The organism is Streptomyces longisporoflavus (assembly GCF_014649775.1).
GTDB lineage: Bacteria > Actinomycetota > Actinomycetes > Streptomycetales > Streptomycetaceae > Streptomyces > Streptomyces longisporoflavus.
In genome coordinates, this window is record NZ_BMTR01000047.1 from 19,348 (window position 1) to 33,356 (window position 14,009).

Consider the following 14,009-nt stretch of genomic DNA (forward strand, 5'->3'; position numbering starts at 1 on the left):
GCCGGTGCTGTCACCAGGGCATGGCGACGCCGCCGTTCGGGCGGAGGATCTGACCCGTCGTGAAGGCGGACGCGTCGGACGCCAGGTGCAGTACGGCGTGCGCGATGTCCTCCGGCTCGCCGACGCGGCCCAGCGGGGACATGCGGATCATGAGGCCCTCGGTGTGCGCCTGGGCGTCGCTGTCGTGGCGGTCGGTCATGGGGGTACGGATCCAGCCCGGCGCGACGGCGTTGACGCGTATGCCGTGCGGGCCCACCTCGGTGGCTAGGGTCTTCGTGAGCTGGACGACGGCGGCTTTCGCGGCGCCGTAACAGAGGAGGCCGGGGCCGCCGGTGTCCACGGCTCCCGAGGCCATGGTGATGATGCTGCCGCGGGGGGCCGCGCTGGTGGCTGCCGTGATCATTGCGCGGGCCGCCGCCTGGCAGGCGTACAGGACGCCCTTGAAGTTGATGCTCAGGACCCGGTCGAGGTCCTCGTCACGGGTCTCCAGGACCGGGCTGTTGTGCATGATTCCGGCGATGGCGGCCATGATGTCCAGCCGCCCGGTGGCCGCGGTGGCGCTCGCGACGGCCTGTTCGACCTGCGCTCTGTCCGCCACGTCCAGGTAGTGGGTGTGCGCGGTGCCGCCCGCGGCCTTGATGAGCGTGGCCGTCTCGTGGAGCCCCTGGGTGTCGCGGTCGGCGCAGTGGACACTCGCGCCTGCTTCCGCGAGGAGTACGGCCGAGGCCCGGCCGATTCCGGAGGCCGCGCCGGTGACGAATGCCGTGCGTCCGCTGAGGTCGTACGCCGTGAGGGGCATGACGGGACGGTACGGCGAGACCTGACGGGGCGTCAACTGGTGCGTGAGCCTTGGTCGTCGGGGCGTGAGCTCGGGTGCTGGACGCGGGGCGCGGCCGGGGAGCGTGACCGGAGAATGTGGCCGGGGAGCGTGGCTGGAGAGTGTGGCCGGGAGTGCTGGGCTCGTGGTGGAGGGGCGTCGGTTGCCGGAGGTCAGGAAGTCGGGCCCGGTTGGCAGGTGGGGCACCAGTAGGTGGGGCGGTCGCGGGAGCCGTCGCCCTGCTGGCCCTTACGGATGGGGGTGCCGCAGCGCAGGCAGGGGCGGGGCGCGCGGCCGTAGACGTACAGGCGGTGGCCCGGGCGGTCGCGGCCGGTGGTGATGCGCGACGGGCGGTTGCGGTTGGCTTCCAGGAGCTTCTTGGAGAGGGCGGGGATGCGCGCGGCCGTCTCGTCGGGCAGCTCGCCCACGGGGAGCCAGGGGGAGACGCCGAGGAGGAAGCAGATCTCGCACTTGAAGACGTTGCCGATGCCGGCGAGGTTGCGCTGGTCAAGCAGGGCCTCGCCCAGGGGGCGGTCAGGGGTCGCGAGGAGATTGCCGAGGGCTGGCTCGGGGTCCCAGTCGGGGCCCAGGAGATCGGGACCCAGGTGGCCCACGGCCTTGTGCTCGTCGGCGGTGCGCATGAGTTCGAGGACGGGCAGGCGGTAGCCGACGGCTGTGCGCTCGGCGGTGCCGAGAATCGCTCTGATCTGGTAGGCGGGGCCGCCGTTCCAGCGCTCGCCGGGGCTGTAGATCCGCCAGGAGCCGTCCATGCGGAGGTGCGAGTGCAGGGTGAGCCCGCCCTCGAAGCGCGTGAGGAGGTGCTTGCCGCGCGGGGTGACGTCCAGGACGGTGCGGCCGGTGAGGTCGACGGTCGCGAGCTTCGGGACGCGGAGGTCGGAGAGCGTGACGATATGCCCGGCGAGGGCGGCGTGCAGCCGCCGGGCTGCCTGGTAGATCGTGTCGCCTTCGGGCATGGGGTCCAGGGTGGCATGTCGGGGGCGGGATGGGGGCTAGGTGCGGGGTGGGCGGGTGTGTGGGTGTGTGGGTGAGGCTGATGGTGGGGTGGGTTGGAGTCTTGGTGGCTGGCCCTGGTCTGCCTTATGGTCCCGCTGGTTCGCGGGCGCGGGTTGGAATGGGGTTGCGGGCAGCTCCCGGGCGGCCGGGCGGCCTGGGTTAGCGGAGGCGGCCGAGGTGGGCCGGAGTGGTCGCGGCAGCCCGGGCTGCCAGCGGTCCGGCGAGTCGGTGGCCCCCGGTGGCCCGGACGCAACAGCCCGAGTAAGGGATACGAGGCGCCGGGCGGCGACGCCCCCGTTCGCCAGCCCGAGACAGACGGCCCGCGACCGGGTGGCCGGACACCCGGCCTCGCCCGACACGCGTGACGCACAAAGCCGCGTCACGCGCGCAGGCGTAGCCCCCGTGGGGTGGCGTGGAAGCCCGCTCCTTCCAGCAGGGGGGCGAAGGGCGAGGTCAGGGAGGACCCTCCGTTGACGCGCTCGACCGTGACCGTGCCGAGTGAACCCGCTCGGGCCGCCGCGGCGAGGGCTTCGGCGGCCATCTGCAGGCGGGCGTCCTCGGTGGCGGGCACGTCCTCCGGGGCCGATGGCCAGGCCAGCAGGGACTTGCCGCCGCGCTCCATGTAGAGGGTCAGTTCGCCGTCGACCAGGACGACCAGCGAGCCTGCCTTGCGGCCCGGCTTGTGGCCCGCGTCGGTGGGCGGGTCGGGCCAGGGGAGCGCGGCTCCGTAGGCGTTGGCCGGGTCGGCGGCGGCCAGGACGAGGGCCTGGTTGTCCGAAGAGCGCGGGGAGTAGTTCATGGCGGACGGTGAACTGTCCGTGCGCTCGCGGGCGTTCGCCGCCGCACGCAGTCGGTCGACCGCGCCGTCCATGGCGAACTGGGCGGCGCCGAGTCCCTCGACGACATAACCGCGCCGCGCTTGTCCGCTGTCCTCGAAGGCGGACAGGACGCGATACGTCGCCGAGAAGCCGCCCTCGACTCCCTCGGCGGCGACCGCCCCGCGCGTGACCACACCGTGCCGGTCCAGGAGGGTGCGGGCCAGGGCGTGGGCGCGCAGTGTGGGGTCGGGCTCGTGGGCGGGGAGCAGCGACCAGCGGCCCGCGACGGTCGGCGGGCCCGTACGCGAGGTGGGGCGGGCGGCGGCCGAGAGTGTTCCGTAGCGCCCGCGCGGGACGCTGCGCTTGGCACGGTGGGCGGTGGAGCCCGCGGTGCGGCCCGAGCCGAGGAGCGAGCGCATCGGGCCGAGCGTGTCGTTCGTGAGCCGTCCGGACCAGGCCAGGTCCCAGATCACGTCGGCCAGTTGGAGGTCGGAGGCCTCGGGGTGGGTGGTGGCACGGATCTGGTCGGCGATCTGCCGGAAGAACAGGCCGTACCCCCCGGAGAGGGTGTCGAGGACCGACTGGTGGAGCGCGGTGAGCTCCAGAGGGTGGGCCTGCGGCAGAAGCAGGGGCGCCGCGTCGGCGAGATACAGGGAGACCCAGCCGTCCTTGCCCGGCAGGGAACCGGACCCGGCCCACACCACCTCGCCGGCCGCCGTGAGCTCGTCGAGCATCGCCGGGGCGTATCCGGAGACGCGGGAGGGCAGTACGAGCTTCTCCAGCGCGGACGCGGGAACCGTCGCTCCCTGCAATTGCTCGATGGCGCGCACCAGCCCGTCAAGGCCGCGCAGCCCGTGCCCGCTCAAGTGCTGCCACTGGGGCAGGAACTGGGCGAGCGCGGCGGGCGGCACCGGCTCCAGTTCGTGCCGGAGGGCTGCCAGGGAGCGGCGGCGCAGACGGCGAAGGACGGCCGCGTCGCACCACTCCTGGCCGATGCCCGCCGGATGGAACTCTCCTTGTACGACACGTCCTGCCGCGGCAAGGCGTTGCAGCGCGCCTTCGGTGACCGCCGCGCCGAGGCCGAAGCGGGCTGCGGCCGTGGCGGAGGTGAAGGGGCCGTGCGTGCGCGCGAACCGGGCGATGAGGTCGCCGAGGGGGTCCTTGACCGGCTCGGTGAACGCCTCGGGGACACCGACCGGCAGCGCGGTGCCGAGCGCGTCGCGCAGGCGGCCCGCGTCCTCGATCGCCGCCCAGTGGTCGGTCCCGGCGATGCGGACCTGGATCGCGCGGCGGGCGGCGGCAAGCTCCTGCGCCCACTCCGGCTCTCCGCCGCGCTCGGCCAGCTCGGCGTCGGTGAGCGGCCCGAGGAGGCGCAGCAGGTCGGCGACGCCTTCGGCGTCCTTGATGCGGCGGTCCTCCGTGCGCCACTGGAGTTCCTGCTCCAGTTCCGCGAGGACCTCGGCGTCGAGCAGTTCGCGCAGCTCTGCCTGGCCGAGGAGCTCGGAGAGCAGCCGGGAGTCGAGGGAGAGGGCGGCGGCGCGCCGCTCGGCGAGCGGCGAGTCGCCCTCGTACAGGAACTGCGCGACATAGCCGAACAGCAGCGAGCGGGCGAAGGGGGACGGCTCGGGGGTGGTGACCTCGACGAGGCGGACCTTGCGGGACTCGATGTCGCCCATCAGTTCCGTGAGGCCGGGGACGTCGAAGACGTCCTGGAGGCACTCCCTGATCGCTTCCAGGACGATGGGGAACGACCCGAACTCGCTGGCCACTTGGAGCAGTTGTGCGGCGCGCTGGCGCTGCTGCCACAGGGGGGTGCGCTTTCCGGGGCTGCGGCGGGGCAGCAGCAGCGCGCGGGCGGCACACTCGCGGAAGCGGGAGGCGAACAGGGCGGAGCCGCCCACCTGGTCGGTGACGATCTGGTTGACCTCGCCCTTGTCGAAGGCGACGTCTCCGGCTCCTACGGGCGCCTGTTCGTTGTCGTACCCTGGGGGTTGGTCGGTGGGCTCCTGGTCGAGCAGATCCAGGCTCATGAGGTCGGCGTCGGGCAGGCGCAGCACGATGCCGTCGTCGGCGTGCATGACCTGGGCGTCCATGCCATACCGCTCGGTCAGCCTGGAGGCGAGCGCGAGGGCCCAGGGCGCGTGCACCTGCGCGCCGAACGGGGAGTGCACCACGACCCGCCAGTCGCCCAGCTCGTCGCGGAACCGCTCGACGACGATCGTGCGGTCGTCCGGGATGTGGCCGCAGGCCTCACGCTGTTCGGCGAGGTACGTCAGGACATTGTCGGCCGCCCAGTCGTCGAGGCCCGCGGACTGCAGGCGCACGCGCGCGTCGTCGCGTGTCAGGGAGCTGACCTCCCGGAGGAACGCGCCCACGGCACGGCCCAGTTCGAGCGGGCGGCCCAGCTGGTCGCCCTTCCAGAAGGGGAGCCGTCCGGGGACGCCGGGGGCGGGGGAGACGAGCACGCGGTCGCGGGTGATGTCCTCGATGCGCCAGGAACTGGTGCCGAGCGTGAAGACATCACCCACCCGCGATTCGTAGACCATCTCCTCGTCGAGCTCTCCGACGCGGCCTCCGCCCTTCTTGGGGTCGGCGCCGGCGAGGAAGACCCCGAAGAGGCCCCGGTCGGGAATCGTGCCTCCGGAGGTGACCGCGAGGCGCTGCGCGCCGGGGCGCCCGGTGACGGTCCCGGCGACGCGGTCCCAGACGACACGGGGGCGCAATTCGGCGAAGGCGTCGGACGGATAGCGGCCCGCGAGCATGTCCAGGACCGCCGTGAACGCCGACTCGGGGAGCGAGGCGAAGGAGGCGGCCCGGCGGACCAGGGCAAGGAGGTCGTCGACCTGCCAGGTGTCGAGGGAGACCGTCGCGACGAGCTGCTGCGCAAGGACGTCCAGGGGGTTGGCCGGGATACGCAGCGACTCGATGGAGCCGGTCCGCATCCGTTCGGTGACCACGGCGGCCTGCACCAGGTCCCCCCGGTACTTGGGGAAGACGACGCCGGTGGAGACCGCGCCCACCTGGTGTCCCGCGCGGCCGACCCGCTGCAGCCCGGAGGCAACGGAGGGCGGTGACTCGACCTGGACCACGAGGTCGACCGCGCCCATGTCGATGCCGAGCTCCAGGCTGGACGTGGCGACGACGGCGGGCAGGCGGCCTGCCTTCAGGTCCTCCTCGACGAGCGCGCGCTGCTCCTTGGAGACCGAGCCGTGGTGGGCCCGGGCGAGGACCGGCGGGGCGCCCTTGGCCGCGCCCGACTCGGCCATCAGCTCCGCGGGAGAGTGGTCCTCGGGGAGGGGTTCTCCCGTCGCGCGTTCGTACGCGATCTCGTTCAGCCTGTTGCACAGGCGCTCCGCGAGGCGGCGTGAGTTGGCGAAAACGATCGTCGAGCGGTGCGCCTGGACGAGGTCGGTGATGCGCTCCTCGACGTGCGGCCAGATCGAGGGACGCTCCGCGCCCTGGTCGGAGTCGGCGGCCGGGGAACCGCCCAGCTCCCCGAGATCCTCGACCGGGACGACCACCGAGAGGTCGAACTCCTTGCCGGACGGCGGCTGGACGATCTCCACCCTGCGCTGCGGGGACAGATAGCGCGCCACCTCGTCCACCGGACGGACCGTCGCCGACAGGCCGATGCGGCGGGCGGGCCTGGGCAGAAGTTCGTCGAGCCGCTCCAGGGAGAGGGCGAGATGCGCGCCGCGCTTCGTGCCCGCGACGGCGTGCACCTCGTCCAGGATCACCGTCTCGATGCCCGTCAGCGCGTCCCTCGCGGCGGAGGTGAGCATCAGGAAGAGCGACTCGGGTGTGGTGATCAGGATGTCCGGCGGGCGCGTGGACAGGGCACGGCGCTCGGCGGGCGGGGTGTCGCCGGAACGGATGCCGACCCGCACTTCCGGTTCGGGGCGCCCGAGGCGCACGGACTCCTGGCGGATGCCGGTCAGCGGGCTGCGCAGGTTGCGCTCCACGTCGACCGCGAGGGCCTTGAGCGGAGACACGTACAGCACGCGGCAGCGCTTCTTGGGGTCGGCGGGCGGCGGGGTCGAGGCCAGCTGGTCGAGGGCCGCGAGGAAGGCGGCCAGCGTCTTGCCCGAGCCGGTGGGCGCGACGACCAGCACGTCCGAGCCCTCGCCGATTGCCTTCCACGCCCCGGCCTGCGCGGACGTGGGCGCGGAGAAGGCCCCCGTGAACCAGCTGCGGGTCGCGGGGGAGAACCCGTCAAGGGCACTGTGGGCACTGGGTGCGGACCTGACCATGACCCCATCGTGCACCTCGCCACTGACAACTGCGCCGACCTGCGGAAAAGGGTTTGCGTGGCTGACGCAGAATGGGGTCATGGCAGGTTCGGCGGAACAGGCGAGGCACTGGCGGTACGCGGAGCTGCCGGGGGTCGACCTGCTGCGTGCCCACTACATCAGCAAGACGTTCGTACGGCACACCCACGAGCACTTCGTGATCGCCGCGATCGCCGAAGGCGTCGACGTCTTCCGGCACGGCGGAGCCGAACAGCATGCCGGGCCGGGGACCCTCGCCTTGGTCAATCCCGACACCATGCACACGGGCCGGGCCGGCGGACCCGGCGGATGGCGGTACGGGGTGGTCTATCCGTCGCCGGATCTGGTCGCCGCCATCGCCGCCGAGACCACCGCCATTCGGGGGGCCCCGGGCTTCGTCCGTCCGGTCTTCGAGGATCCGTACGCCGTGTCTCTCGTCCACCGGGTGCTGGGGGCTGCCGAGGAGGGCAACGCGCTCGCCGCCGACACGCTGCTGCGGGTGGCCGTGACCCGGCTGCTCCGGTTGAACGGGGGGCCGCTGCCGCAGCGTGCCGTGCGCACGGCGGGCGCGAGGAACGCGGCACGCGCGCGTGAGGTCCTGGAGGAGCGTCTTGCCGACCCACCGAGCCTTCAGCGGCTCGCGGCCGAACTGGGAGTGGGCTCGTTCGCCCTGCTGAGGGCCTTCCGCGAGGTGTACGGGATGCCCCCGCACACATGGCTCATCGACGCGCGCGTGCGTGCCGCACGGCGTCTCCTGGACGCGGGGACGGCGCCCGCGGAGGCGGCCGTCGCCGTGGGCTTCACCGACCAGCCACACCTCAACCGGCACTTCGGGAGGATCGTCGGGGTGCCGCCGGGGGCCTACCAGCGCGAGCGCAAGAACGTACAAGACCGGGAGTCGGCCCTGCTCGTACCGTCCGGTGTGTGGCAGAACAGACGACACCCGCAGACATAAGAGCCGGTCTCCCGGCAGACACGACAGCAGGCCTCCCGACGGACGGGGCAGCAGGCCTCCCGGCGGACAAGGCAGCAGAGCTCCCGGCAGAGACGACGGGCGACCGCACTCCGGAGAAGCCCGATTCCGCCGTGGTCCGCGACGCCCTCGGCGTCGGGGTCGCCGTCGGACTCTCCGGCTTCGCCTTCGGAGTGACCTCGGCGGGCAGCGGCCTCACCGTGCTGCAGACCTGTGCGCTCAGCCTGCTGGTCTTCACCGGCGCCTCGCAGTTCGCGCTGGTCGGAGCGCTCGCAGGCGGCGGAAACCCGTTCACCGCCGCAGCCGGCGCCTTCTTCCTCGGCGTACGCAACGCGTTCTACGGACTGCGGCTCTCGCAGCTACTGGCCCTCCCGCGCGCGGTGCGCCCGTTCGCCGCGCACTGGGTCATCGACGAGACCACCGCCGTCTCTCTCGCACAGCCGACCCGGCGCTCGGCCCGCATCGGCTTCACGGTCACCGGACTGAGCCTCTACCTGTTGTGGAACCTCACCACGCTGCTCGGCGCGCTCGGCGCCGAGGCCATCGGCGACACCGATGTGTGGGGGCTCGACGCCGCGGGGCCCGCGGTCTTCCTGGCACTCCTCGCGCCGATGCTGCGTACGACCACGGAGCGGGCCGTGGCGGCGATCGCGGTCGTCGCGGGGCTCGGCCTGCTGCCCGTGCTTCCCGCCGGAGTGCCGGTCCTGGTGGCCGCGCTCGCGGCGCCGGTCGTGCTCTACGTAGAGGGCCGCAGAAGCGCGGCCAAGCGCGTCACCGAGGCAGGCGCCGACGACGACGCACCTCCCAACGAGGCGCAGAACGCACGCCCCGACGAGGCGCAGAAGGGGGACCGGTGAACATCTGGATCGCGATCGGCGTGACCGTCGTCGGTTGTTACCTCGTCAAGCTCGCGGGCCTGCTGGTACCCGTGGGCGCCCTGGAACGTCCGCTCGTGAAGCGCATGGCCGCCCTGCTGCCCGTGGCACTGCTGGCCGCCCTCACGGCTCAGCAGGCCTTCGCCGACGGACGGGTCCTGCAGCTCGACGCGAAGGCCGCGGGCCTCGCGGCCGCTGCCGTGGCGCTGCTGATGCGTGCCCCGTTCCTGGTCGTCATCGCGGCTGCCGTGGTCGTCACCGCGGGGGTGCGCGCGCTCACGGGCTGACCGTTTGTCTCCCCTTGCCTCCCCTTGCCTCTCCGCGGCCTCGAACACCCGATCCCGTCGTGTACAGGTCCCGTGGGTAATGTGGCGCGTCACCAGCGCGGCCCGCCCCCGGAGAGGAGACACCATGCCGCTGTCCTCCGAAGCCAGGGCCCTCGCGGCGCGCTGTGAGCCCGGGGTCAATGAACTGGCCCGCAGGATGACCCGCGGATCGTTCGAGGAACTGCCCGGATACGCCGAGCTCCCCGACGACGTGAAGGACGTGGAGATGGCGGCGACCGCCCGCCATGGAGTGCGCCTCTTCCTGCGCCGCGTCACCGGTCAGTCCGCCAGCCACCGCCTCTTCCGCGAGCGGGCCGCACAGCGCGCGGAAGAGGGCATGCCGCTGCACTTGCTGCTGCGTACGCACGCTGTGGGTGTCTACGTCCTGTGGCAGGCGCTGCGCGACGTGGCGCGTCCCGGCGAGGAAGCGGCCCTCCTGGAACTGGTGGACGTGCTGCTGCAATCGCACTCCGCCATCGTCGGGACCGTGGCCGAGACCTACCTGGACGAGCGCTCCGCCCTGGAAGCCGAACAGCGAGCCGAGCGCAGTTCGCTGGTCCGCGGGCTGCTCGACGGGATGGTGCCGCCCGGCCATACGCTCCTCGACCAACTGCGCATGACCGGGCCCGCGCTCGTCCTCGCGATCGGCCTCGACGGGGCGCCGGCCGAAGGGCCCGTGGCGGTGCGGCGGCGGCTGCGGCGCGTACAGACCGCCCTGGACCGCGCCTTCGGCGTGGAGGTGCTTGCCCTTCTGGAGGCCGGTGGCGGGCGGGTCGTCGTGCCCAAGGAGTGCCGGCCGCCCGAGGACCTGCCGCGCCGCCTCAGCAAGGCCTGCGACCTTCCCGTACGGGTGGCCGCCGTGGACGCCGCGAGGCCCGAAGCCGTGACCGACGCGGCCCGTACCGCGACCGAGATACTGCGCATCACGCGCGCGTGCGGGATGCCTCCCGGACTGCACCGCATGGACGACGTGCTGCTGGAGTACCACCTCTCCCGCCGCAACGAGAGCAGCCACCTCATCTCCGCGCTGCTCGACCCGGTCGCCGACCGTCCCGAGCTTCTGGAGACGCTGCGCGTCCACCTCGCCCATCAGCAGGAACGCAGGGCGACCGCCGCCGCCCTCGGCCTGCATCCCAACACCGTCGACAACCGTCTCGCGAAGATCGGCGAACGCACCGGCATCGACCTGTCGGCGCCGCGCGGCACGGCGCTGGCCATCGCGGCGCTGCTGTTGAGAGAGTCGGAAGCGGCCTCCTCCGGAGAGGGGCCGTGCTCAGGAGATGGGCCGCCCGTACGCCCGTAGCGTGCGCAGCGCCTCGATGGTGACGATCGGGCGCGCTTCGAGGGCGCTGCCAGGCGCCCACTGCCGCCAGCGAACGGGCCAGCCGCCGTCCTCCTGTTGCTCCTGCTCGAGGAAGTCCAGGGAGCGCGTCATCTCCTCATCGGTGAACCACGCGCGCGCGAGCGACTCGGGAGCCTTCGCGTAGTCGTGCGCGAAGTGGTGCTCACCCGGGGCGTAGCCGGGCGCCACGGGATACGCGTCCAGCTCCCCGGGATCGAGCGCCACGAGACGCTGCTCCCGGACGATCCTGCCGAGGCGGTCGGCGGCCGCCTCCGCGCGCGGGCGGTCGGGCGCCCCGTCGAGGAACGCGACGGCCGCATGGATCTCGTACGGATGGGACTTCTCGAGGGACTCGACGGCGGCCCAGCAGAAGTCGGTGGCCCTGAACAGCCAGGCGTGCCAGACCTCGTTGCGGTGCAAAAGGCCCACTACGGGGCCGGTGGCCAGGAGTTCGCTCGGCGGGTCGTCCACCACGGGCACGAAGGGGGCCGAGGGGTAGCCGCGCTGACTCGGACGGATCGCCGGAAGCGCGCCGTCGGACGTCGAAACCGAGGTCAGATAGCGGCACACCCGCTCCGCCCGCTGCCCGCCGCAGCGTCGGATGGAGTCCAGGACGCGCAGTGCGTGCCCGACGTGCAGGGGCTGGCTCACGGGGCCGCGCAGATCCGGTTCGAGCGCATATCCGTACCCGCCGTCCCCGGTGCCGTACGCGGCCAGGGCGCTCTCGACCGCGTCGGCCAGCGGGTCGGGCCCGGCACCCCCGCCCGTGGCGCTCAGGAAGTGGTACGCGAAACGCCGCTGCTCGAGGACGCGTGCGGTGAGCCAGACGAAGTGCTCGGCGCGTGCGACCGGTGAGGGCGCGGCGTGCGGGGATGCTCCGGTTTCGGCCATGCACAGACCGTAGGCCGGAAAGCGCCTTCGGTGAGCCCCTCGCGTCGGGCTGCACTCCCAAGGGCGTGATACTGGAGGCATGCGGTTGACGATTTTCTGGGAGCGGATGGCTGCCCACTTCGGAGAGGGGTACGCGGACTCGTTCGCTCGCGATCACGTGATGGCGGAGCTCGGCGGGCGCACCGTGCATGAGGCACTGGACGCGGGCTGGGACGCCAAGGACGTCTGGCGCGCCGTGTGCGCGGCGATGGACGTACCGGCCGACATGCGCTGACGGCGGACAGTTCACCTCCCGCGCGCGGTCTGCCCCGGCACCGTCGGTCGCGAAGACGCGGGGGCGGCGGCTGAATGTCGGTGGCGTGGGCGAGACTGACCTCGTGGCATCGACAGACGAGACCGCGCAGGTCACTCAGGACGCAGCTCCACTCGGCACAACGCCGCCCGCACAGCCTCCGAACGGGGCGGCGACCGGGAGGGCCGCCAGTATGCCGCGCTGGCTGCCGCGCGCCATGGTGCTTGCCCTCGCGCTCATCGCCTGTTTCCAGCTGGGCAGTTGGGCCTTCCATCAACTGACCGGGCTGCTGATCAACATCCTGATCGCGTTCTTCCTGGCGCTGGCGGTCGAGCCCGCGGTGAGCTGGATGGCCGCGCGGGGGTTGCGCAGGGGCTTCGCCACCTTCCTGGTCTTCCTCGGCGTCCTGATCGCGAGCGCCGGTTTCATCACGCTCATGGGCTCGATGCTCGCGGGCCAGATCGTGGACATGGTCGAGGACTTCCCCGAGTACCTCGACGACGTCATCAGCTGGATCAACCAGACCTTCCACACGGAGCTCTCGCGGGTCGAGATCCAGGACAGCCTGGTCCACTCGGACTGGCTGCAGAAGTACGTGCAGAACAGCGCCAGCGGCGTCCTGGACGTGTCGGCGCAGGTTCTGGGCGGCCTCTTCCAGCTCCTTACGGTCATGCTGTTCTCGTTCTACTTCGCGGCCGACGGACCACGGCTGCGGCGCGCGCTCTGCTCGGTGCTGCCACCCACCCGGCAGGCCGAGGTGCTCCGTGCCTGGGAGATCGCGGTCGACAAGACCGGCGGCTATCTCTACTCGCGCGGTCTGATGGCGCTGATCTCCGGAGTCGCGCACTACATCCTGCTGCAGTTCCTGGGCGTGCCGTACGCGCCCGTGCTCGCGGTGTGGGTCGGCCTGGTCTCGCAGTTCATCCCCACCATCGGCACGTATCTGGCGGGTGCGCTGCCGATGTTGATCGCCTTCACGGTCGATCCCTGGTACGCGCTGTGGGTGCTGATCTTCGTGGTGGTCTACCAGCAGTTCGAGAACTACGTCCTGCAGCCCAAGCTCACCGCCAAGAGCGTCGACATCCACCCGGCGGTCGCCTTCGGGTCGGTCATCGCGGGCACGGCACTCCTCGGTGCGGTCGGCGCCCTGATCTCCATCCCGGCGATCGCGACCCTGCAGGCGTTCCTGGGGGCCTACGTGAAGCGGTACGACGTCACGGACGACCCGCGCGTCCACGGTCACCGGCGCAAGGGCGGGGTGTCCCTCCTCACGCGCATGCGGCGTGCCATGCGCGGGCCGAACCATCCGGGGGCTCGTTCGGAGGCCGAGATCGCGGCGGAGGAGGCCTCGGGCGCGAGCCCTGACACGGCTTCCGGCGACGGTTCCGGGCCGGGGCCGGGCGAGCGTCGGTAGGCGAGGCAAAGAGGGACGGAAGGCGCGGCACGGAGGGTCGGAAGACCGATGAACGCCCGGCGGACCGGTCCCTTTCGTACTCTCGGTGGTGCCGCGTGGTGCGCTTGACACCAAAATCGAACATCCATTCTTATGGGTTGCCTGGCGGCGTTTTCCCCGGATTTTCGCGGGGGGATCCCTGGGGCTCCGGCGGTTTTCGGCGGGGCGGTCGCCCCGAGTTATCCACAGGCCGGACGGCTGTCGGGGCGGATTGTCAGTGGCAGGCGCTAGCGTCATTGACGTGAAGCGATCGACACAAGCAAATCGGGTGGAACCCATGGCAGGAACCGACCGCGAGAAGGCGCTCGAAGCCGCGCTCGCACAGATTGAACGGCAATTCGGCAAGGGCGCAGTGATGCGCATGGGCGAGCGGCCGAACGACCCCATCGAGGTCATCCCCACGGGATCGACCGCGCTCGACGTCGCGCTCGGCGTCGGCGGCATCCCGCGCGGCCGTGTGGTGGAGGTGTACGGACCGGAGTCCTCCGGTAAGACGACGCTGACGCTGCACGCCGTGGCGAACGCACAGCGCGCGGGCGGCGCCGTCGCCTTCGTGGACGCCGAGCACGCACTCGACCCCGAGTATGCGAAGAAGCTGGGCGTCGACATCGACAACCTGATCCTGTCCCAGCCGGACAACGGCGAGCAGGCTCTGGAGATCGTCGACATGCTGGTCCGCTCCGGCGCGCTCGACCTGATCGTCATCGACTCCGTCGCGGCCCTGGTGCCGCGCGCGGAAATCGAGGGCGAGATGGGCGACTCGCACGTGGGTCTGCAGGCCCGCCTGATGAGCCAGGCGCTCCGGAAGATCACCAGCGCGCTCAACCAGTCCAAGACCACAGCGATCTTCATCAACCAGCTGCGCGAGAAGATCGGCGTGATGTTCGGCTCGCCGGAGACCACGACCGGTGGCCGTGCGCTGAAGTTCTACGCCTCGGTG

At 71.9% G+C, this 14,009-nt stretch carries 11 protein-coding genes; 7 read left to right on the top strand and 4 right to left on the bottom strand.

Going from position 1 to position 14,009, the window contains the following annotated elements; all coding sequences use genetic code 11:
* Positions 1 to 10: 10 nt before the first annotated feature.
* The 3 genes from IE226_RS40925 to IE226_RS40935 all read right to left on the bottom strand — a co-directional run bounded on the left by IE226_RS40925 (position 11) and on the right by IE226_RS40935 (position 6,899).
* Positions 11 to 799, bottom strand: coding sequence for an SDR family NAD(P)-dependent oxidoreductase (locus IE226_RS40925; RefSeq protein ID WP_190086604.1), 789 nt, complete (start codon positions 797 to 799; stop codon positions 11 to 13).
* A 191-nt stretch (positions 800 to 990) separates the two neighbouring features.
* Positions 991 to 1,791, bottom strand: a complete 801-nt coding sequence (locus IE226_RS40930; RefSeq protein ID WP_190086605.1) for an Fpg/Nei family DNA glycosylase — start codon at positions 1,789 to 1,791, stop codon at positions 991 to 993.
* Positions 1,792 to 2,210: 419 nt separating this feature from the next.
* Positions 2,211 to 6,899, bottom strand: a complete 4,689-nt coding sequence (locus IE226_RS40935; protein ID WP_190086606.1) for an ATP-dependent helicase — start codon at positions 6,897 to 6,899, stop codon at positions 2,211 to 2,213.
* 79 nt (positions 6,900 to 6,978) lie between these two features.
* Between IE226_RS40935 and IE226_RS40940 the strand changes: the two genes are divergently transcribed.
* The 4 genes from IE226_RS40940 (at position 6,979) to IE226_RS40955 (ending at position 10,394) form a co-directional block, all read left to right on the top strand.
* Positions 6,979 to 7,872: an AraC family transcriptional regulator gene (locus IE226_RS40940; protein WP_190086607.1), complete on the top strand. Its 894-nt coding sequence runs from the start codon at positions 6,979 to 6,981 to the stop codon at positions 7,870 to 7,872.
* Positions 7,842 to 8,747 (top strand): AzlC family ABC transporter permease, encoded by a 906-nt coding sequence (locus IE226_RS40945; protein ID WP_190086608.1) that lies wholly within the window; start codon positions 7,842 to 7,844, stop codon positions 8,745 to 8,747. Before IE226_RS40940 ends, IE226_RS40945 begins: the two co-directional genes overlap by 31 nt.
* Positions 8,744 to 9,052, top strand: a complete 309-nt coding sequence (locus IE226_RS40950) for an AzlD domain-containing protein (RefSeq protein ID WP_190086609.1) — start codon at positions 8,744 to 8,746, stop codon at positions 9,050 to 9,052. The genes IE226_RS40945 and IE226_RS40950 overlap by 4 nt, the downstream gene beginning before the upstream one ends.
* Before the next feature lie 124 nt (positions 9,053 to 9,176).
* Positions 9,177 to 10,394, top strand: coding sequence for a PucR family transcriptional regulator (locus IE226_RS40955; RefSeq protein ID WP_190086610.1), 1,218 nt, complete (start codon positions 9,177 to 9,179; stop codon positions 10,392 to 10,394).
* Here IE226_RS40955 and IE226_RS40960 read toward each other — a convergent pair.
* A complete protein-coding gene (locus IE226_RS40960) occupies positions 10,365 to 11,324 on the bottom strand; it encodes a hypothetical protein (protein WP_190086611.1) in 960 nt (319 codons plus the stop codon). The genes IE226_RS40955 and IE226_RS40960 overlap by 30 nt on opposite strands.
* Positions 11,325 to 11,403: 79 nt before the next feature.
* Between IE226_RS40960 and IE226_RS40965 the strand changes: the two genes are divergently transcribed.
* The 3 genes from IE226_RS40965 to recA all read left to right on the top strand — a co-directional run.
* Positions 11,404 to 11,598: a DUF3046 domain-containing protein gene (locus IE226_RS40965; protein WP_190086612.1), complete on the top strand. Its 195-nt coding sequence runs from the start codon at positions 11,404 to 11,406 to the stop codon at positions 11,596 to 11,598.
* Positions 11,599 to 11,701: 103 nt separating this feature from the next.
* Entirely contained in the window at positions 11,702 to 13,030 is a 1,329-nt protein-coding gene (locus tag IE226_RS40970) for an AI-2E family transporter (protein ID WP_190086613.1), read from the top strand.
* Positions 13,031 to 13,346: 316 nt separating this feature from the next.
* A partial coding sequence (recA, locus tag IE226_RS40975; RefSeq protein ID WP_190086614.1) for a recombinase RecA occupies positions 13,347 to 14,009 on the top strand: 663 nt, incomplete at its 3' end.

Excerpts from the sequence above, each read along its gene's own strand:
- IE226_RS40930 (WP_190086605.1), bottom strand. The coding sequence starts at position 1,791 with ATGCCCGAAGGCGACACGATCTACCAGGCAGCCCGGCGGCTGCACGCC.
- IE226_RS40960 (WP_190086611.1), bottom strand. The coding sequence starts at position 11,324 with ATGGCCGAAACCGGAGCATCCCCGCACGCCGCGCCCTCACCGGTCGCA.
- IE226_RS40935 (WP_190086606.1), bottom strand. The coding sequence starts at position 6,899 with ATGGTCAGGTCCGCACCCAGTGCCCACAGTGCCCTTGACGGGTTCTCC.
- IE226_RS40925 (WP_190086604.1), bottom strand. The coding sequence starts at position 799 with ATGCCCCTCACGGCGTACGACCTCAGCGGACGCACGGCATTCGTCACC.
- IE226_RS40955 (WP_190086610.1), top strand. The coding sequence starts at position 9,177 with ATGCCGCTGTCCTCCGAAGCCAGGGCCCTCGCGGCGCGCTGTGAGCCC.
- IE226_RS40940 (WP_190086607.1), top strand. The coding sequence starts at position 6,979 with ATGGCAGGTTCGGCGGAACAGGCGAGGCACTGGCGGTACGCGGAGCTG.
- IE226_RS40965 (WP_190086612.1), top strand. The coding sequence starts at position 11,404 with ATGCGGTTGACGATTTTCTGGGAGCGGATGGCTGCCCACTTCGGAGAG.